This window comes from Bradyrhizobium sp. CCBAU 45389, from assembly GCF_028128625.1.
GTDB classification, from domain to species: domain Bacteria; phylum Pseudomonadota; class Alphaproteobacteria; order Rhizobiales; family Xanthobacteraceae; genus Bradyrhizobium; species Bradyrhizobium liaoningense_B.
Map to the genome: position 1 here is coordinate 81891 of NZ_LBIY01000002.1, position 18561 is coordinate 100451.

The 18561-nt window shown below is 64.9% G+C and carries 18 protein-coding genes; 6 read left to right on the plus strand and 12 right to left on the minus strand.

Translation table 11 applies throughout. The features are described from left to right. Positions 1-369: 369 nt before the first annotated feature. The 12 genes from XH79_RS00410 to XH79_RS00465 all read right to left on the minus strand — a co-directional run bounded on the left by XH79_RS00410 (position 370) and on the right by XH79_RS00465 (position 11990). Positions 370-729: a Zn-ribbon domain-containing OB-fold protein gene (locus tag XH79_RS00410; RefSeq protein WP_271580242.1), complete on the minus strand. Its 360-nt coding sequence runs from the start codon at positions 727-729 to the stop codon at positions 370-372. After that, the gene (locus XH79_RS00415; protein WP_212337576.1) at positions 726-1862 is read right to left on the minus strand and encodes a thiolase family protein; all 1137 of its coding nucleotides are present in this window, start codon (positions 1860-1862) and stop codon (positions 726-728) included. Before XH79_RS00415 ends, XH79_RS00410 begins: the two co-directional genes overlap by 4 nt. 149 nt (positions 1863-2011) lie before the next feature. Further along, complete coding sequence (locus tag XH79_RS00420; RefSeq protein WP_271580243.1) at positions 2012-3211, minus strand: CaiB/BaiF CoA transferase family protein; 1200 nt, start codon at positions 3209-3211, stop codon at positions 2012-2014. Positions 3212-3338: 127 nt separating this feature from the next. After that, positions 3339-3545: a hypothetical protein gene (locus XH79_RS00425; RefSeq protein WP_212337580.1), complete on the minus strand. Its 207-nt coding sequence runs from the start codon at positions 3543-3545 to the stop codon at positions 3339-3341. Positions 3546-3668: 123 nt separating this feature from the next. Next, complete coding sequence (locus tag XH79_RS00430) at positions 3669-4838, minus strand: acetyl-CoA acetyltransferase (protein ID WP_212337582.1); 1170 nt, start codon at positions 4836-4838, stop codon at positions 3669-3671. Positions 4839-4898: 60 nt separating this feature from the next. Continuing rightward, positions 4899-5549 carry a bifunctional 4-hydroxy-2-oxoglutarate aldolase/2-dehydro-3-deoxy-phosphogluconate aldolase gene (eda, locus tag XH79_RS00435; protein ID WP_212337584.1) on the minus strand — a complete coding sequence of 217 codons (651 nt, stop codon included), beginning with the start codon at positions 5547-5549 and terminating at the stop codon, positions 4899-4901. A gap of 26 nt (positions 5550-5575) precedes the next feature. After that, positions 5576-6532 (minus strand): sugar kinase, encoded by a 957-nt coding sequence (locus tag XH79_RS00440; protein WP_271580244.1) that lies wholly within the window; start codon positions 6530-6532, stop codon positions 5576-5578. Positions 6533-6561: 29 nt separating this feature from the next. Beyond that, the gene (gene denD / locus XH79_RS00445) at positions 6562-7548 is read right to left on the minus strand and encodes a D-erythronate dehydrogenase (RefSeq protein WP_271580245.1); all 987 of its coding nucleotides are present in this window, start codon (positions 7546-7548) and stop codon (positions 6562-6564) included. 65 nt (positions 7549-7613) lie between these two features. Beyond that, complete coding sequence (locus XH79_RS00450) at positions 7614-8459, minus strand: carbohydrate ABC transporter permease (protein WP_442869903.1); 846 nt, start codon at positions 8457-8459, stop codon at positions 7614-7616. Between the two features lie 73 nt (positions 8460-8532). Continuing rightward, entirely contained in the window at positions 8533-9450 is a 918-nt protein-coding gene (locus tag XH79_RS00455) for a carbohydrate ABC transporter permease (protein WP_433996632.1), read from the minus strand. A gap of 100 nt (positions 9451-9550) precedes the next feature. Further along, positions 9551-10870 carry an ABC transporter substrate-binding protein gene (locus tag XH79_RS00460; RefSeq protein ID WP_271580247.1) on the minus strand — a complete coding sequence of 440 codons (1320 nt, stop codon included), beginning with the start codon at positions 10868-10870 and terminating at the stop codon, positions 9551-9553. A 52-nt stretch (positions 10871-10922) separates the two neighbouring features. Continuing rightward, positions 10923-11990, minus strand: coding sequence for an ABC transporter ATP-binding protein (locus XH79_RS00465; protein ID WP_212337595.1), 1068 nt, complete (start codon positions 11988-11990; stop codon positions 10923-10925). Positions 11991-12194: 204 nt separating this feature from the next. On the opposite strand from XH79_RS00465, the gene XH79_RS00470 reads away from it, so the two are divergent. The 6 genes from XH79_RS00470 to XH79_RS00495 all read left to right on the plus strand — a co-directional run bounded on the left by XH79_RS00470 (position 12195) and on the right by XH79_RS00495 (position 18560). Then, positions 12195-13295, plus strand: coding sequence for a LacI family DNA-binding transcriptional regulator (locus XH79_RS00470; RefSeq protein WP_212337597.1), 1101 nt, complete (start codon positions 12195-12197; stop codon positions 13293-13295). A 135-nt stretch (positions 13296-13430) separates the two neighbouring features. Then, positions 13431-15257 (plus strand): IlvD/Edd family dehydratase, encoded by a 1827-nt coding sequence (locus XH79_RS00475; protein WP_271580248.1) that lies wholly within the window; start codon positions 13431-13433, stop codon positions 15255-15257. A gap of 123 nt (positions 15258-15380) precedes the next feature. Further along, on the plus strand, positions 15381-16112 hold the full coding sequence (locus XH79_RS00480) for an SDR family oxidoreductase (RefSeq protein WP_027557394.1): 732 nt from the start codon (positions 15381-15383) through the stop codon (positions 16110-16112). A 121-nt stretch (positions 16113-16233) separates the two neighbouring features. After that, the gene (locus XH79_RS00485; RefSeq protein WP_271580249.1) at positions 16234-16980 is read left to right on the plus strand and encodes an SDR family NAD(P)-dependent oxidoreductase; all 747 of its coding nucleotides are present in this window, start codon (positions 16234-16236) and stop codon (positions 16978-16980) included. A 26-nt stretch (positions 16981-17006) separates the two neighbouring features. Beyond that, positions 17007-18164, plus strand: a complete 1158-nt coding sequence (locus tag XH79_RS00490) for a serine hydrolase domain-containing protein (protein WP_271580250.1) — start codon at positions 17007-17009, stop codon at positions 18162-18164. A gap of 3 nt (positions 18165-18167) precedes the next feature. Then, positions 18168-18560 carry a GFA family protein gene (locus tag XH79_RS00495; RefSeq protein ID WP_271580251.1) on the plus strand — a complete coding sequence of 131 codons (393 nt, stop codon included), beginning with the start codon at positions 18168-18170 and terminating at the stop codon, positions 18558-18560. The last annotated feature ends 1 nt before the right edge of the window (position 18561 follow it).

Sequence of the window (18561 nt, forward strand, 5' to 3'; positions counted from 1 at the left end):
CGCATTGCTGATCGACCCTGACACAGTCGATATTCGCCGCGTGGGGACAAATCGCGGCGGATACTCGCAAGGGGTGTTCCGAGTAAAAAACGATTGGCCGTCGTGCGCGCTTGCCGCGCAACGATGAGTCACGCCCAAGTCTAGGGAGAAAAAGGCATGAAGGAAGCCACCAAGGGGGCGGCCTCGGGAGCGCTCGCGCATATGCTGGCGGTGACGGCGATGCTCGTCATCGCCAGCATATTGTTCTACGGGCGTTGAGTTAAGCGTTCTGAGTGTTTTCGTCGTTCCGGGGTGGCTCTCGCACAGGCCAGGCCCAGAATACCCGTTCCAGGTTCGGTCCCTCAGACCGCCCCCGAATGACGGATCCTACTATTTGCTCTTGGCAAAGTACGGCACGAGCTTTCCGGCGAACGGCTTGAAGCTCGCGACAACCGAATCGCCGATGGCGAGTCCGTTGTCACCATGCGCCATCATGCGAAAACCCTCGGCGCAATCGACCAGCAGGATGTTATAGGGCACGTGCGCGCGTGTCTCGGGCGTTGCGGCGCGGCAGACCAGCGAGGCTGCGTACACCCTGCCCTTGCCGCTGGCGCGCGCTTCGTGCGGCTCCGATGCGCCGCAGGCCGCGCAGAAGGCGCGGTGGAAATACTGGACATGGCCGCAGGAGCTGCAGGTCTGGTAGGTGATCGCCTGCTCGCCCTCGGTCCAGCCCGCTAGACGTTCAATCATCGCACCCGCTCCAGAAACATGCTGACATGGGACGACAGCACGCCGCCGTCGCCGTGCAGCAGCGCGATCGAGGCGTCGCGCACCTGGCGATTCGCCGCTCGCCCCGTCATCTGCAAATGCGCCTCGACCAGATGCGCCATGGCGCCGCCGACGCCGCAATGTCCGTAGCTGAGCAGGCCGCCATGGGTGTTCAGCGGCATCGCGCCGTCACGGCCGAAATGACCGGCGCGGACGCGCGCAGCCGCCTCGCCGCGGCCGGCCAGGCCGAGGTCTTCCAGCAGCATGGCCAGCGTGATCGTGAAACTGTCGTAGATCGCGGCGTAGCGCACGTCGGAAATCGCAAGGCCTGCAGCCTGCTTGGCGCGCGCGATGGAGATCTCGGCGCCGAGCTCGCTGAGCGCGGGCGCGGCGGTGACGTGCTGATGGGTATGCGCCTGGGCGCAGCCGCGGATGCGGACGCCCGTCTCCCCGGTTCGCTCGCGGCTGATGACGAAGGCGGCGCCGCCATCGGACACCGGGCAGCAGTCGAGCAGTTTTAAGGGCATCGCCACCGGCTTCGAAGCCATGACGTCGACGACCGTGATGGGATCGTGGAATTGCGCACCGGGATGCGTGCAGGCATGGCTGCGCATCAGCACCGCGAACTCAGCGAGGTCTTCTTCGCTCACCCCGTATTCGTGCATGTACCTGCTGGCAACGAGGCCGTAATAGGCCGGGATGGTCGGGCCCAGCGGCACCTCGTAGTCGGGATGGCCGACCTGCGCCAGCGCCTGGATCGAGGCGTCGCGGCTCTGTCCGGTGAGGCGGTTCTCGCCGGCAACGACAAGCACGTTACGCGCGACACCGGCATCCACGAGATGATGCGCGAGCATCGTCATCGCCAGCCCCGTGGCGCCGCCGACCTGCACGGCATGGGCGTAGGACGGGCGAATGCCAAAATGCTCGGCGAACACGGTGGCGAGCATGATGTGCGGGGAGACGGTGGAGTAGCCGCAAAGGATGCCGTCGACCTCGGCGCGCTTCAGCCCGGCGTCGTCGAGCGCAGCCTGCGCGGCCTTGCTCATCAGGTCGAGCGAGGATGAGCCCTCGTGCTTGCCGAAAGGCGTGAGGCCGACGCCGGTGATGAAGCTCATGCTCTCTCCTCCTCGTCATTCCGGGGCGCGACGAAGTCGCGAGCCCGGAATCCATCGCGCGGCATCACTGGAGGATGAATGGATTCCGGGCTCGCGCCCAAGTGGGCGCGCCCCGGAATGACGGATGAAAGAGTCATCGCCATTCCCCCTTACTCCGGCGCCGAACGCGTGACGCCATCGCGAACCATGGCCGCGATCTCATCCTGGGAGTAGCCGATCTCGCCCAAGATCTCCGCGCCGTGCTCGTTGAGCCGCGGCGCCAGGCGCACCGGCTCGGCCTCGGTCTCGGACCATGTCGCCGTCACCTTCATGCTGCGGATCGGACCTTCGGTCGGATGGGTGACCACCGGGAAGAAGCCGGTCGCCTCCAGATGCTCGTCGTGCAGGATCGAGGCGAGGTCATGCATCGGCATGACCGGCACGTCCGCGCTGGTGAGCAGCGCGATCCACTCTGCGGTCGTGCGTGTTTCAAAAATGCGCGCGAGCTCGGCATAGACGACGTCGATATTGGCGGCGCGGCCGGCGAAGGTTGCGAATTTGGGATCGGCCCGCAGATCGTCGCGCCCCGTCGCCTTGAAGAAATTCTCCCACTGCTTGTCGTTGTAGACGATGACGCTGAGATAGCCGTCCGAGGTCTTGTAGGGCCGGCGATCACGCGAGAGGTGGCGGGCATAGCCGCCCTTGTCGAGTGGCGGCTCATAGGTGAGCCCGCCCATGTGGTCGCCCATGACGAAGCCGGCCATGGTCTCGAACATCGGGATGTCCAGACGTTGGCCGCGGCCGGTGCGGTCGCGGTGCACGAGGCTGGCGCAGATCGCGCCGACCGCGGTGAGGCCGACGATGCGATCGACCAGCGCGTTCGGCACATAGCGCGGCACGCCGTCGCCGGTCTGCGCCATCAGCGCCGGCAACGCGGTGGCGCCCTGGATCAGATCGTCATAGGCGGGCTTTGCGGCATAGGGGCCGTCCTGGCCGAAACCGAACACGCCGGCATAGACGAGGCGCGGGTTGATCTCGGAGACGACGTCGTAGCCGAGTTGCAGCCGCGCCATCGCCTGCGGACGGACGTTGTAGACCAGCACGTCGGCGTCTTTGAGAAGCCGCAGCACTGCCTCGCGGCCGGCCGGTTTCTTCAGGTCGAGGCAGATCGAGCGCTTGCTGCGGTTGGTGTTGAGGAACACCGGGCCCATGCCGGCATGTCGCATCGGGCCGATCAGACGGGTGACGTCGCCGTCGAGCGATTCCACCTTGATGATTTCAGCACCGTAGTCGCCGAGCATCTGGGTCGCGTAGGGCCCCATCAGCACGGTGGTCATGTCGATGACCTTGATGCCCTTCAGCGGCCCCATCGTTCGCTCCCGATTGCGCGGGCTCTGGAAAGCGGCCCAGCGATTTCGGTCCAGCTAAAGACGGCGACGCCGCGCGCGCAAGGGCGGCCGGGGTATGGCCGCATGCGCCACGCGGCGAGATCGGCCGCTATTTCTTCTGGCGGGATTCGCGGATCTTCAAGAGCCGCTCGAGCTCGTCATTCTGCTGGTTGATGCGGTCGGCGATCCGCGACTCGCTCTGCTCGCCGGAGGCGGCCGCGGCCTGCTCAATGAGCTGGCGGATATTGTCCTCGAGGATCGCGATGCGATCGTTCAGTGCTTCGAGAGAAAGTGAATCTTCGTAGGCATTGCTCATGATGCGCGTCTCGCCAATCAATCAGGAGCCGTAGGGTGGGCAAAGCGAAGCGTGCCCACCATGATCTAACGCAAGGAAAAGGTGGGCACGGCGCCAGCGCGCCTTTGCCCGCCCTACGAGAGCTTACTTCAGTGGCTCGAGCACCGAAACGTAATTGGCGACGGCCGCTCCGCCCATGTTGAAGATGCCGCCGAGTTTGGCGTTCTTGAGCTGCATGCCCTCGGGCGCCTGCCCGGCAAGCTGCATCGCGGTCATCACATGCATGGAGACGCCGGTGGCGCCGATCGGGTGGCCCTTGGCCTTCAGGCCGCCGGACGGATTGACCGGCAGCTTGCCGTCCTTGAGGGTCCAGCCCTCCTTGATGGCGCGGGCGCCCTGCCCCCTCGGCGTCAGGCCCATCGCTTCGTACTCGATCAGCTCGGCGACGGTGAAGCAGTCATGGGTCTCGACGAAGGAGAGATCGGACAGGGTCACGCCGGCCTTCTCCAATGCACGCTGCCAGGCAATCGTGCAGCCCTCGAACTGCAGGATGTCGCGCTTGGACATCGGCAGGAAGTCCTGGGCGTGCGCGGTGGCGCGGAAACCGATCGACTTGCTCATGCCCTTGGCGGTCTCGGCGTCCGCCAACACCAGCGCCGCGGCGCCGTCGGAAACCAGCGAGCAGTCGGTGCGCTTCAGGGGGCCGGCCACGTAAGGATTCTTCTCGCTCTCGGCGCGGCAGAAGTCGAAGCCAAAATCCTTGCGCATCTGGGCGAAGGGGTTGGCGACGCCGTTCTTGTGGTTCTTGGCCGCGATCAGCGCCAGCGCATCGGACTGGTCGCCGTATTTCTGGAAATAGGAGCTGGCGATCTTGCCGAACACGCCGGCGAAGCCGCCGACGGTGTCGCCGTCCTCAGGCAGGTAGGAGGCCTTGAGCAGGTTCTTGCCGATCTCCGGGCCCGGCGTCCGGGTCATCTGCTCGACGCCGACGACGAGCACGATTTTGGCGGCGCCTGCGGCAATGGCACGCAGGCCCTGATGCACCGCGGCAGAGCCGGTGGCGCAGGCGTTCTCGACGCGGGTTGCCGGCTTGAAGCGCAGCTTCGGGTCGGCCTGGAGCACCAGCGAGGCGGTAAAATCCTGCGGCGAGAAGCCGGCGTTGAAATGGCCGAGCACGATCTCGTCGACATCGGAGGCGGAAATGCCGGCATCGGCCAGCGCCTCATTGGCAACGCGGGTGACGAGGCTTTCGACGGTTTCGGTGTCGAACTTGCCGAACGGCGTATGCGCCCATCCGACGATGCTGGCGGTCATGGTCTCTTCTCCCTGGGGTCTTTCACCTGAGCTAAGTCTTAGCCCAGGGATGGCAAGACTTCACGCAGGTTTAAGGGCCTGGAGGGTGCGCTGGCAGATGGCAGTTATGCCGGCCCAGTTCCCGGCCCTGATCTCCGCCGTCGGGCACAGCCAGGAACCGCCGACCGCGACCACGTTCGGCTCGGCGAGCCAGGTCGCCGCATTGGCCTCGCCGACCCCGCCGGTCGGGCAGAACCGTACGTTCGGGAACGGGCCGCCGAGCGCGCGCAGGCCCTTGATGCCGCCGGCCTGCTCAGCCGGGAAGAACTTTGCGACGTCGAAGCCGTGGGACAGCGCCATCATCAATTCGGAGGCCGTGGCGATGCCCGGCGCGAACGGCAAGGAGCTGTGGGCCGCGGCCTTCAGGAGATCGGGGGTCAGGCCCGGGCTGATGCCGAACGCGACGCCGAGCTTCTCGACACGGGTGAAGTCGGCCGGATTGAGGATCGTGCCGATGCCGACGACCGCATCGGGCACCTCGGCCATGATCGCCCGCGCCGCCTCGATCGCGACGGGGGTGCGCAGGGTCACCTCCAGCGTGCGGACGCCGCCGTCGACCAGCGCGCGCGCCAGCGGCACGGCGTCCTGGATACGCTCGATGGTGAGGACGGGAATGACGGTCGCGGCCTTGAACAGCGCGACGAGGTGGTTCTGTTGGGCGGCGGTGGTCATGGGAGCTCGATTTCGCTTGGTCGCTGTTACTTGGTGGCTTGGCGGGAGGCCGCCGGCCGGTGCCGTTTCTTCGGCGGCATGGCATAGCCCGGAATGATGGCGCCGGGATAGCAGATCACGAGGCTGGCAAGACGATGGCCGGCCTGGGCGGCCTCGACCGGCTCGGCGCCGGCGAGCCGGGCCGCGATATAGGCCGCGGCGAAGCTGTCGCCGGCGGCGGTGGTGTCGACCACGGGCTTGGTCATCGGCTCGGCGCGGACCTCGCTGGTTCCGCCGGGGAAGCGCAAGAGGCTCACCGGCTCGGCCAGCCGGAACACCAGCTCAGGCGTCGGAATGCGCGCCATCAGCTGATCGTGGCTCTCCCCGGGCCAGAGCGCGAGCAGATCCTCGGTCGAGGTGAGCACGATATCGGCAGCCGCAAACGCCGCGGCAAACACCTCGCGCGCGACGTCGCGATCGGGCCAGCCGCGTGCGCGGAAATTGGTGTCGAACACGAAGCGGGTGCCGAGCAGGCGCGCGCGCTTGATCGCCGCGAACAAGCGCTCGCGGCCAGCCTGATCGTAGATCGAGAGTGTGATCGCGGAGAGATAGACGATGTCGTAGCTCATCAGCGAGTTGAGCAGCTCGTCGGTCTCCGGCAGGCTCATCAGCTGCCGCGCCGCCGCGCTGTCGCGCCAGTGGAAGAACTGGCGCTCACCCTTGGCATCGGTCTGGATCATGTAGAGGCCGGGCAGCTTGCCCGGCAGCCGCACGACGCGCCGCGTGCCGACGCTCTCCGCATTCCAGGCGGCGATCATCTCATCGCTGAGCGCATCGTCGCCGAGCGCGGTGAGATAATCGACCTTGACCTCGAGCCGGGCGAGATACACGGCCGTGTTGAGGGTGTCGCCGCCGAAGCCGCGCGAGTAGAGCCCACCGCCCTGCCCCCCTTGGGCCTGCCGGAGCTCGACCATGCATTCGCCGATGCAAGCAACGCTCGCCATCGTCATATCCACGCTGTTCATCGGTTAGGTCAGGCGACGAAGTTGCCGCCGAGCTCGTCTTCGATGTGAATGCGGATGATATCGTCGAAAGTCTTCTCGGCGGTGGTGAAGCCGAGCTCACGCGACCGCATTGCGTCGAAATTGCGCGGCCAGCCTCCGACGATGCCGACGATGAAGGGATCCGGCTCGCGCTTGATGCGGGCGGCGACCTTTTCGCCGGCAACCCGCTTCAAGGCTGCGATCTGCTCGCCGACGGTGGCCGACAGGCCCGGCATGGTCAGGTTGCGGCGCGGGCCGACGGTGGCGAGGTCCATGGTGCCGGCGTGGAGCAGGAAGCCGACCGCGGAGCGCGGCGTGGCGTGCCAGTGGCGGACATCCTCGGAGACTGGGAGCACCGCTTCCTTGCCGGCCAGCGGCTCACGCAGGATGTTGGAGAAGAAGCCCGATGCCGCCTTGTTGGGCAGGCCGGGCCGGATGCAGATTGTCGGCAGGCGGATGCCGATGCCGTCCAGGAAGCCGCGGCGCGAATAGTCGGCGAGCAGCAGTTCGCCGATCGCCTTCTGGGTGCCGTAGCTGAGCAGCGGGGTGTGGAAGAACTCGTCGCCGATCGCCTCCGGGAACGGCGCGCCGAACACCGCGATCGAGGACGTGAACACCACGCGCGGCTTGTAGCCGCCGCCGACGAGCCTGATGGCGTCGAGCAGCATCCGCGTGCCGTCGAGATTGATACGGTAGCCCTTGTCGAAATCGAGCTCGGCCTCGCCCGAGACGATCGCGGCGAGATGGAAGATCGCGTCGGGGCGGCCGGCGATCAGCTTCTCGGCCGCGCCCGGGACCGCGAAATCGCCCGAGACGGTCTCGACGGCGAAACCGGCCTTCTCCGGCTTCTTCGGCTCGACCACGTCATGCATGGTGAGCTTGGTGATGTCGCTCTTGCCGAGCCGGCCGTCGCGCAGCAGCCGTTCACAGAATTTGCGGCCGACCATGCCGGCGGCGCCGAGAACCAGAATGTGCAAGAGCTCAACTCCTTCTTATCGGCCGGAACGCGCCGCTCCTGACGCGCCCTCGGCAAGCCCCGCGATCATTCCTTCACGGCGCCGGTCATCGCCGACACATAATGCTCCACGAAGAAGGCGTAAAGGATGACGAGCGGCAGCGAGCCGGCCAGCGCGCCCGCCATCAGCGAACCCCAGCGGTAGATGTCGCCGTCCACGAACTCGTTGACGATCGCAACCGGCACCGTCTTGTTGCTGGTCGATTGCAGGAACGTCAGGGCGTAGATGAACTCGTTCCAGCACAGGGTGAAGCAGAAGATGAAGGCCGAGATCAGGCCGGGGATGGCGAGCGGCAGCACGATCTTGATCAGGATCTGCCAGCGGCTCGCACCGTCGATCAGGGCGCATTCCTCGAGCTCGAACGGGATGGTCTTGAAATAGCCCATCAACAGCCAGGTCGAGAACGGGATCAGGATGGTCGGATAGGTCAGGATCAGCGCCAGCGGCGAATCGAACAGGCCGTACTGGAACACGACGGTGGCGAGCGGAATGAACAGGATCGACGGCGGCACCAGATAGGCGAGGAAGATCAGACCGCCGACCAGATGGGCCCCCTTGTAGCGCAACCGCACGATGGCATAGGCGGCCAGCACCGACGCGATGATCGAAAGCACCGTGGCGCAGACGGCCACGTACATCGTGTTCCAGAGCCAATGCGGATAGTAGCTCTCGAACAGCAGCTTGTGGAAGTGCTTGAACGTCGGATTCCAGGTCCAGAACGGGTTGTACCTGTCGAGATCGAGCAGCTGCTCGTCCGGTTTCACCGAGGTCAGCGCCATCCAGTAAAACGGAAACAAGAGGATCACGACGATGATTGCGAGCGGCAGATACAGCGTCACGATCCGGCGCGGCACCGACTGCAGATAGCTCATGCCTTCGCTGTGATCGGCCGTAGGCGACGAGCCCGACAGCACATTCTTGAGATCGATGGATCTGGTGGGCAGGTCAGTCATTGCTCTCTCCCTGCTGCCACTTGCGACGCTGCAGGCCGAACCAGGACACCATGATCGCAGCGAGCAGGAACGGAATCATGGCGCTGGAGATCGCGGCCCCCTCGCCCAGCTGGCCGGCGATGATCGCGCGCTGATACGACAGGGTCGCCATCAGATGGGTGGCATTGACCGGGCCGCCGCGGGTCATGGCCCAGATCAGCTGGAAGTCGGTGAAGGTGAACAGCACCGAGAACGTCATGACGACGGCGATGATCGGCGTCAGCAGCGGATAGGTGATGTGCCGGAAATTCTGCCAGCGGGTGGCGCCGTCGAGCGTTGCCGCCTCATAGAGCGACGGCGACACCGTCTGCAGGCCTGCGAGCAGCGTGATCGCCACGAACGGCACGCCGCGCCAGATATTGGCGAAGATCACGCAGATGCGTGCCCAGGTCGTGTCGCCGAGGAAGTTGATGTTCTGGTTGATCAAGCCGAGGTGCTTCAGCGACCAGGAGATGATGGAGAATTGCGAGTCGAAGATCCACCAGAACGCCAGCGCCGAGAGCACCGTCGGCACGATGAAGGGGATGAGGACCATCGCGCGCAGCATCGCCTTGAACGGCATGTTCTCGTTCAGCAGCAGTGCGAGATAGAGCCCGATCGCAAATTTTAGAGCGCTGGCGACGAAGGTGTACAGGAGCGTGTTGAACACCGACAGCCAGAAGATGGAATCGTCCCACAGCCACTCATAGTTCTCGGTGGCGACGAAGTGCCCGACCCTGCCGATACGGGTGTCCGTGAAGGACAGCCAGATGCCGAGCCCCAGCGGATAGGCCAGGAAGAAGATCAGGAACGCCATGGCCGGCACCATGAACCAGAAGCCGAGCCAGTTGCGATTGTGTTTGAGCTGGTTCCAGGCGCTCGCCTCGCTCATCTGAGGCTTGGCCCGGGGAATTGCGACATCAGCCATGCCCGATATCCCTGATCGAAATGTTGATGAGTGGGCGGCCGGATGGCCGCCCACCCCGTGACCGTTAGCGATAGATGCGCTTCAGCTGGCGCTCGGCTTCCGACATCGCGCCCTTCGCATCCTTGGCGCCGGTGCAGTAGTTGGCGAACATGTCGACGACGATGAAGTCGGCGATCGCGGTCGCCGCCTTCTCACCGACGGTGCCAATGCCGGCCGCCGGCAGCGTACGCTTGGAAGCCTGCGAGAACACGGCGTTCTTGGGATCCGCCGTCCAGATCGGCGCCGACTCGTAGGCGTTCAGGGTCTGCGTCAGATAGCCCTGCGCGCCGTCCAGCCACTTCTCGTAGTTCTCCTTCTCCAGCATGAAGGCAACGAAGGCCTTCGCCGCATTCGGATATTTGGTGAAGTTGAAGGCGAGGATCGGCAGCGCGAGCTGCAACTCGGTCGGCTTGCCGACCGGTCCGACCGGCCAGAGCGCGTGATAGGTGTCCTCGGTGAGCTCCTTCTTGGTCGCGTCGGTCTTGGCGGCCACGTAGATCGAGATGCCGTTCGCCGTGCAATAGAGCTCGCCGGCGAGGTACGCCTTGTTGTTGGAAGAGTCGTTCCAGGACGCCGTGCCCGGGATGAAGCTCTCGTACAGCGCCTTGCAATACTCCAGCGCCTTCGCCGTCTCCGGCGAATTGATGATGATCTTGTCGTTCTGGTCGACCGTGTAGGCGCCGTGGCCCCAGAGCACCCAGTGCAGCCACGAATTGCCGTCGCCCGAGGCATGGCCGAGGGCGAAGCCGGCCGGCGTGTTGTTCGCCTTCAGGGCCTTGCACATCTCGAGGAAGCCGGGGAAGTCCTTCGGGAATTCCTTGAAGCCGGCCTTGTCGAGCGCCGACTTGCGGTAGGTCATGTAACCGCCGTTGGTCGCGACGGGAATGCCGAGCCAGTCGTCGCCGAGCTTGCAGGTCTTGGCCGCCGCATCGGTCCAGCCGCCATATTTCTTGCCGAGATAATCGGCGACGTCGTTCATCTTGAGGACTTTGGTGGGGAACAGCTGCGGCAGCGTGTGCAGGCCCCAGGCAAGATCGAGCCCCGAGCCGGTGTTTGCCGCAACCGAGGCCTTCGGCTGCACGTCCTCGAAGGACTCGCTGAACACGTTCATCTCGGTGCCGGTCGCGGCCTTGAACGCCGCCACCATCTGGTTGAACGCATCGTCTTCCGCCGGCACGAAGCGCTTCCACCGCATCACGGTCAGCTTGGCGCCCGGCTCGGCCTTCCAGGGCGCGCTCTGTGCCCAAGCCCTGGCAAAGTCGAACAGCGCCGGCCCGGTCAGCATGCCGGTCGCAGCCAGAGCCGTTCCGCCTCGAAGCAGAGTCCGGCGGGTAAAGTCTTGCATGGTGTCCTCCCTGTGATGCTTTTTGTTGTCTTATGCCTTGTCGTCTTATGCCCTAGGCATTCATGCGCTTGCCCGTCGCATCGTCGAACAGATGGACCAGCGATGGGTCGGGCTTCAGCCGCACCTTGTCGCCCGGATTGAACTGGTGGCGCTCGCGGAAGACGGCGACGACCTGCTCGCCGCCGAGCTTGGCGAACACCTGCGTCTCCGAGCCGGTCGGCTCGACCACGATGATCTCGGCCTCGGCACCGTCGTCGGCAATGGTGAAATGCTCGGGCCGCACGCCGTAGACGGCGGGACGGCCGTCGGAGGCCGCAGGCGCCGTCTTGAGCGGAAGCTTGACGCCGTTCGGTCCCTCGAAGGTCGCAACGCCGTTGACCCGCACATGCCCCTTGAGGAAGTTCATGGCGGGCGAGCCGATGAAGCCGGCGACGAACTGGTTCTCCGGCTTGTCGTAGAGCTCGAGCGGCGTGCCCATCTGCTCGACGATGCCGTCATGCATGACGACGATCTTGTCGGCCATGGTCATGGCCTCGATCTGGTCGTGGGTGACGTAGACGGTCGTGGTCTTCAGCCGCTGGTGCAGCTCCTTGATCTCGGTGCGCATCGCGACGCGCAGCTTGGCGTCGAGGTTCGACAGCGGCTCGTCGAACAGGAAGACCTGGGGATCGCGCACGATGGCGCGGCCCATGGCGACGCGCTGGCGCTGACCGCCGGAGAGCTGGCGCGGATAGCGATCGAGCAGCGGCGACAGCGCGAGAATCTCGGCGGCGCGCTTGACGCGCTTGTTGATCTCCTCGGAGCCGGCGTTCCGCAGCTTCAGCGAGAAGCCCATGTTGTCGGCGACCGTCATGTGCGGATAGAGCGCGTAGTTCTGGAACACCATCGCAATGTCCCGCTCCTTGGGCTGGACATTGTTGACGACGCGGTCGCCGATCGAGATCGTGCCGGAGGTGATGTTCTCGAGGCCTGCGAGCATGCGCAGGAGCGTCGACTTGCCGCAGCCGGAGGGACCAACCAGAACGACGAACTGGCCGTCTTCGATCGGAATCGTGACGCCGTGCAGGACTTCAAAATTGCCGAACGATTTCCGCACGTCGCGGATTTGCACAGACGACATCTAGCTCCCTCCTCCGACTCAGGCGACGCAACCTTCGCGCCGCCACCGTCTTGTTTTTGTGAACTTCGCCGAACGAAGCCCACTCATGGCAGGCGACATTGTCGGCAGTTTGCGCGGCTTTGGCAATTTGTCTTTGGTTAGTCGTTGCTGGTAGCGCTGTCAACGATCCTTTGTTTGCGACAGTGGCTATGCTAAGAGCAGCAAATGGGTCGAAAACGCACCAAGTCAGGCAAAATCCGGCTGGCGGAAGTCGCCGAGCTTGCCGGCGTGAGCCCGATTACAGCGTCCCGTTTCTTCCGCAATCCCGAAGCGCTGTCGGTGGCCAAGCGGACGCGGGTCGAAAGCGCGGCCAAGGAGCTCGGCTACGTGCCCAACCTTGCGGCACGCGCCCTCGCCTCGCAGCGCACCGAGGTGATCGGTGTCTTGATTCCGTCACTGACCAACAACGTGTTTTCCGACGTGCTGCGCGGCATCTATGACGCCTCCGAAGGCAGCCGTTACTCGATCCAGTTGTCCAACACACGCTACAGTATTCTCCAGGAGGAGAAGCTGCTGCGGCTGTTTCTGGCGCAGAAGCCGGCCGGGCTGATCGTCACCGGCATCGACCAGACCGCGGAATCGCGCGCGATGCTGGAGGCGGCCGACTGCCCGATCGTGCAGATCATGGAGGTCGGGCCCAATCCGGTCGACATGATGATCGGCTTTTCCCACTACGATGCAGCACGCGCGGCGATTGCTCACCTGTTCGCGCAAGGCCGCCGCAAGGTCGGCTTCGTCGGCGCGCGAATGGATCCCAGGGTGCAGCGGCGGCTGGACGGATATGTCTCCGCCATGAAGGATGCCGGCCTGTTCGAGCAACGCCTCGTCGTGACGACGGCGACGCCGACCTCGGTGACGCTCGGCGGCGCCCTGTTCACCGATCTGCTGGCGCGCGAGCCCGACCTCGACGCGGTGTTCTGCGCCAATGACGACCTCGCGCTCGGCGTGCTGTTCGAATGCCGCCGCCGCGAGATCGGCGTCCCCGAGCAGATCGCGATCGTCGGCTTCAATGACCTCGAATTCATGGCCTCCGCCGTCCCCACCCTCACCAGCGTGCGCACCAACCGCTACGAGATGGGCAAGACGGCCGCCACCATGCTGATCGAGGCGATCGAGGGGCGGCGCCCGGAGCATCCGGTGCTCGACCTCGGCTTCAAGGTGATCGAGCGGCAAAGCTCGTCGTCGCGGCTCTCGGACAATAGGCCCGCCCTATCGGGCGGCGCTGCACCGAACAAAATGGTAGCGTTACCAAGCAGCCATGACTAGTATCGAACTTGTGAGGAAACGACCCGCCAACGGGCAGGCAGACCATTGCTCACGCCGTTGAGCATCGCACAAGCCGACAGCCCAAGATTTACGCCGGTGACTGACGCCAGTGCGTTTGCATTGCAGGAGAAAACAATGACAAAAAAGCCAACCAATGGGCACGCGCCCGGTAACGGCACCCGCCGCCACCTTCGCTCGCAGGACTGGTTCAACAACCCGCATAATCCGGGCATGACCGCGCTCTATATGGAGCGCTATCTGAACTACGGTCTCACCCGCGCCGAGCTGCAGTCCGGCAAGCCGATCATCGGCATCGCCCAGACCGGCAACGACCTCTCCCCCTGCAACCGCCACCACATCGAGCTCGCCCACCGCGTCCGCGAAGGCATCCGCGAGGCCGGCGGCATTGCGATGGAATTCCCGACCCACCCCATCCAGGAGACCGGCAAGCGCCCGACTGCGGCGCTCGACCGCAACCTCGCCTATCTCGGCCTGGTCGAGATCCTCTACGGCTATCCGCTCGACGGCGTGGTGCTGACCACCGGCTGCGACAAGACGACGCCGGCCTGCATGATGGCAGCTGCGACCGTGAACCTGCCCGCGATCGTGCTGTCGGGCGGCCCGATGCTGAACGGCTGGCACGACGGCGAGCGCACCGGATCCGGCACCATCGTCTGGAAGTCGCGCGAGCGGCTCGCCGCCGGTGAGATCGACTATGAGGAGTTCATGGAGATCGTGGCCTCCTCGGCGCCCTCGGTCGGCCATTGCAACACCATGGGCACCGCCTCGACCATGAACGGGCTGGCCGAGGCGCTCGGCTTCTCGCTGCCGGGCTGCGCGGCGATCCCCGCCCCCTATCGCGAGCGCGGCCAGATCGCCTACGAGACCGGCAAGCGCATCGTCGAGATGGTCTGGGAAGACCTCAAGCCCTCGGACATCCTGACCCGCAAGGCGTTCGAGAACTGCATCGTGATCAACTCGGCGATCGGCGGCTCGACCAACGCGCCGATCCACATCAATGCGCTGGCCCGTCACATCGGCGTCGAGCTGTCGATCGACGACTGGCAGAAGGTCGGCCATGACGTGCCGCTGCTGGTCAACATGCAGCCGGCCGGCTTCTATCTCGGCGAGGAATTCCACCGCGCTGGCGGCGTGCCGGCCGTGGTGCGCGAACTGATGAAGCACAAGCGCATCCATGAGGACGCGATCACGGTCAACGGCCGCGGCATCGGCGAGAACTGCAAGGATGCGCCCAAGCCCGACAACGACGTGATCCGGGCCTACGAAAAGCCGCTGGTGAAGGACGCCGGCTTCCTGGTGCTGAAGGGCAATTTGTTCGATTCCGCGATCATGAAGACCAGCGTGATCTCCAAGGAATTCCGCGATCGCTATTTGAGCAACCCGAAGGACCTCAACGCCTTCGAGGGCCGCGCCATCGTGTTCGAGGGTCCGGAGGATTATCACGACCGGATCGACGATGCCTCGCTCGACATCGACGAGCACTGCGTGCTGTTCATCCGCGGCACCGGGCCGATCGGCTACCCCGGCGGCGCCGAGGTCGTGAACATGCAGCCGCCGGCGGCGCTGATCAAACGCGGCATCCTGTCCCTGCCCTGCATCGGCGACGGCCGCCAGTCCGGCACTTCGGGCTCGCCGTCGATCCTCAATGCTTCGCCGGAAGCGGCCGCCAATGGCGGGCTCGCGATCCTCAAGACCGGCGACAAGGTGCGCATCGACCTCAACAAGGGCAGCGCCAACATCCTGATCTCGGACGAGGAGCTGAAGAAGCGCCACGCCGAGCTCAAGGCCAGCGGCGGCTTCAAGCATCCGCCGAACCAGACGCCGTGGCAGGAGATCTACCGCAACACCGTCGGCCAGCAATCGACCGGCGCCTGCATGGAGCTCGCCACGCGCTACCAGAATGTCGCCGGCACCTTTGGTGTGGCGCGGGATAACCACTGAGCTGGGCACGTAGCCCGGGTGAGCGAAGCGACACCCGGGACATCCCGTTCCCGGATGTCGCGCTTGCGCGCTCATCCGGGCTACGGCACTGACAATCGAATTCAAGGTGAGGAGAACAAGAAAATGGCAGATCGCCTCAAGGGTAAGCGCGCCGTCGTCACGGCTGCGGCAGCAGGCATCGGGCGCGCTTGCGCCATCGCATTCGCGCGTGAAGGCGCAACCGTCATCGCCACCGACATCAACGAGGCCGGCATCGCTGGCCTGACCAAGGAAGGCATCGCCGAGGTCGCAAAGCTCGACGTCCGCAACACCGCCGACGTCAACGCCTTTGCCAAGCGCATCGGCAAGATCGACATCCTGCTCAACGCCGCCGGCTTCGTGCATCACGGCACCATCCTCGAATGCTCGGAAGAGGATTTCGATTTCTCGTTCGACCTCAACGTCAAGTCGATGCACCGGACCATCAAGGCCTTCCTGCCCGACATGATTGCGGGCGGCGGCGGCAGCATCGTCAACATCTCGTCCTGCGCGGCCTTGAGGCCGCCGGCCAACCGATACGTCTACAGCTCGTCGAAGGCGGCGGTGTCGCTGCTGTCGCGCGCGGTCGCGCTCGACTTCATCACCAAGGGCATTCGCTGCAACTCGATCTGCCCCGGCACCGTCGAGACGCCTTCGATGCTCGACCGCGCCGCAGCGCAGGGCCCGCAGGGCAAGGAGATGTTCATCTCCCGCCAGAAGATGGGCCGGCTCGGCACCGCCGAGGAGATCGCGTCCATGGCGGTCTATCTCGGCAGCGACGAGAGCGCCTTCACCACCGGCGTCGACCTCGTCGTCGACGGCGGCTACATGCTCTGATCAACTCCTCATCCCCAAGAGGCACGCAAGTGCCGTCTTGGGGGATGGGCCACGGGCTCCATGGTTCGAGACGCGCGCCAAGTGCGCGCTCCACACCATGAGGGATAGGGAGGGTTTCGCGATGAACAAGATCGACCTCAATGGCCGCGTCGCCATCGTCACCGGCGGCGCGCAGGGCTTTGGCCGCGCCATCACCGAGCGCTTCGTTGCATCAGGTGCGAAGGTCGCGATCTGGGATTTTGACTCAGGCCTGGCTGAGAAGACCGCCAAGGAAGTTGGCGGCGAAACACAAGTCTTCAAGGTCGACGTCACCGATACCGCAGGCGTCGAAGAGGCGCGCGACGCAACGCTCAAGGCGTTCGGCAAGATCGACATCCTCGTCAACAATGCCGGCATCGCCGGCGTCAACAAGCCGGTCTGGGAGACCGATCTCGAGGAATGGCGCAAGGTTCTGCGCATCAACCTCGACGGCCCCTTCATCGTCTGCAAGGCGATCGTGCCTGAAATGCTCAAGCAGAAATACGGGCGGATCGTGAACATCGCCTCGATCGCCGGCAAGGAAGGCAATCCCAACGCATCGCATTATTCGGCCTCGAAGGCCGGCCTGATCGCACTGACGAAGTCGCTCGGCAAGGAGCTCGCCGCGCACGACATTCTCGTGAACGCAGTGACCCCGGCGGCCGCGAAGACCGCGATCTTCGACCAGATGACGCAGCAGCATATCGACTTCATGCTGTCGAAAATCCCGAAGGCGCGCTTCGTGCTGGTCGAAGAGCTCGCCGCGATGGTGAGCTGGCTCGCATCCGAAGATTGTGCCTTCTCCACCGGCGCGGTGTTTGATATTTCCGGCGGACGGGCGACCTACTGAGGCATGGCCGCCCGAGGGGGCGGATCATGCAATTCGGTCGTCGGGATTTCGTGAAGCTCGCAGCGGGCGCAGGCGCGCTGCCGCTGCTGTCATCGACGACACTGGCGCAACTCGCGCCCAACCCGCCGAGCATCCGCCCTCCCTCGCCGGCCGAGCGCGGCGCCATGGCACGGCTCGCGCACAGCTTCATGGACAGGTACGGCGTGCCGGCACTGTCCGTTGCGATCGGTTATGCCGGCGCTGTTGTCCATGAGGACGCCTTCGGTGTTGCCGACATCGAGCGGAACGAGGCCGTGACGCCGCGGCATCTGTTCCGGATCGCCAGCGTCAGCAAGATGATAACCTCGGTCACGATATTCCGCCTGATCGAGCAGAACCGTCTCAAACTGACGGATCGCGTGTTCGGTCCGGGCGCGCTGCTCGGCATCGATTATGGACAGCCGCCCTACTCTGCCGGCATCGACGAGATCACGCTCGAGCATCTCCTGACCCACACCGCCGGCGGCTGGAGCAACGACAACCGCGATCCCATGTTCAGCCATCCGCGGATGGATCATGCCGAGCTGATCGCCTGGACGCTCGCCAACCGGCCGCTCGAGCGGCCGCCGAGCCAGCGCTACGCCTATTCCAATTTCGGCTATTGCGTGCTCGGCCGCGTGATCGAGAAGCTCACCGGCCAGCCCTATGCCGAGCACGTCCGCACCGACGTCCTGGCGCGCTGCGGCGTCACCGACATGACGATTGCCGGCAACACCCGCGAGCAGCGCCAGGCCGGTGAAGTCGTCTATTACGGCCAGGGCGAAAATCCCTACATCATGAACGTCCGGCGGATGGATTCCCATGGCGGCTGGATCGCGACGCCGGCGGACCTCGTGCAATTCCTGATGCATGTCGACGGCTACACGAGGCCGGCGAACATCCTGCGGCCGCGCACCATCGAGGTCATGACCACCGCGCCCAGCTACAGCCCGGACTACGCCAAGGGTTTTTGCGTCAACAAGTCAGGCAATTGGTGGCACAATGGCAGCCTGCCGGGCACGAGCACCATTGCGGTCAGGACCCATGGCGGCTTCTGCTGGGCCGCCTTCACCAACACCAGACGCAGGAATTCCGACATGGATGGCGATCTCGACAATCTCAACTGGAACATGGCGCGCCAGGTCGGCGAATGGCGGGTGGCCTGAGCCATGATCCGGGAAGGTGGATGCCTGTGCGGCGCGGTGCGGTTCAAGGCGGAGGGCGAGCCGCTCAACGTCCGCATCTGCCATTGCCGCATCTGTCAGAAGGCGATGGGCTCGCCCTATTTCGCCCGTGCGCAGTTCGACCAGCGCGCGCTGACGGTCCAGGGCGAGACCGAACGCTATGCGTCGTCCGAGAACATTGACCGCGTATTCTGCAAGCGCTGCGGCACGCGGCTGTTCGCCTGGCGGCGCAACGGCACGCTGGCGGGCGTTTCACTCACGACCTTCGACGACCGCAACGCCTTTACGCCGACCGAGCACATCTGGGTCTCGGAAAAGCTGGCGTGGCTGAAGCTCGATGACGGTCTGACGCAATATCAGGGAACGATTCCGGCCTGAT

Coding starts and splice junctions, on each gene's coding strand:
- XH79_RS00410 (WP_271580242.1), bottom strand. CDS start 729: ATGATTGAACGTCTAGCGGGCTGGACCGAGGGCGAGCAGGCGATCACC.
- XH79_RS00415 (WP_212337576.1), bottom strand. CDS start 1,862: ATGAGCTTCATCACCGGCGTCGGCCTCACGCCTTTCGGCAAGCACGAG.
- XH79_RS00420 (WP_271580243.1), bottom strand. CDS start 3,211: ATGGGGCCGCTGAAGGGCATCAAGGTCATCGACATGACCACCGTGCTG.
- XH79_RS00425 (WP_212337580.1), bottom strand. CDS start 3,545: ATGAGCAATGCCTACGAAGATTCACTTTCTCTCGAAGCACTGAACGAT.
- XH79_RS00430 (WP_212337582.1), bottom strand. CDS start 4,838: ATGACCGCCAGCATCGTCGGATGGGCGCATACGCCGTTCGGCAAGTTC.
- eda (WP_212337584.1), bottom strand. CDS start 5,549: ATGACCACCGCCGCCCAACAGAACCACCTCGTCGCGCTGTTCAAGGCC.
- XH79_RS00440 (WP_271580244.1), bottom strand. CDS start 6,532: ATGGCGAGCGTTGCTTGCATCGGCGAATGCATGGTCGAGCTCCGGCAG.
- XH79_RS00450 (WP_442869903.1), bottom strand. CDS start 8,459: ATGAGCTATCTGCAGTCGGTGCCGCGCCGGATCGTGACGCTGTATCTG.
- XH79_RS00455 (WP_433996632.1), bottom strand. CDS start 9,450: ATGAGCGAGGCGAGCGCCTGGAACCAGCTCAAACACAATCGCAACTGG.
- XH79_RS00460 (WP_271580247.1), bottom strand. CDS start 10,870: ATGCAAGACTTTACCCGCCGGACTCTGCTTCGAGGCGGAACGGCTCTG.
- XH79_RS00465 (WP_212337595.1), bottom strand. CDS start 11,990: ATGTCGTCTGTGCAAATCCGCGACGTGCGGAAATCGTTCGGCAATTTT.
- XH79_RS00470 (WP_212337597.1), top strand. CDS start 12,195: ATGGGTCGAAAACGCACCAAGTCAGGCAAAATCCGGCTGGCGGAAGTC.
- XH79_RS00475 (WP_271580248.1), top strand. CDS start 13,431: ATGACAAAAAAGCCAACCAATGGGCACGCGCCCGGTAACGGCACCCGC.
- XH79_RS00480 (WP_027557394.1), top strand. CDS start 15,381: ATGGCAGATCGCCTCAAGGGTAAGCGCGCCGTCGTCACGGCTGCGGCA.
- XH79_RS00485 (WP_271580249.1), top strand. CDS start 16,234: ATGAACAAGATCGACCTCAATGGCCGCGTCGCCATCGTCACCGGCGGC.
- XH79_RS00490 (WP_271580250.1), top strand. CDS start 17,007: ATGCAATTCGGTCGTCGGGATTTCGTGAAGCTCGCAGCGGGCGCAGGC.
- XH79_RS00495 (WP_271580251.1), top strand. CDS start 18,168: ATGATCCGGGAAGGTGGATGCCTGTGCGGCGCGGTGCGGTTCAAGGCG.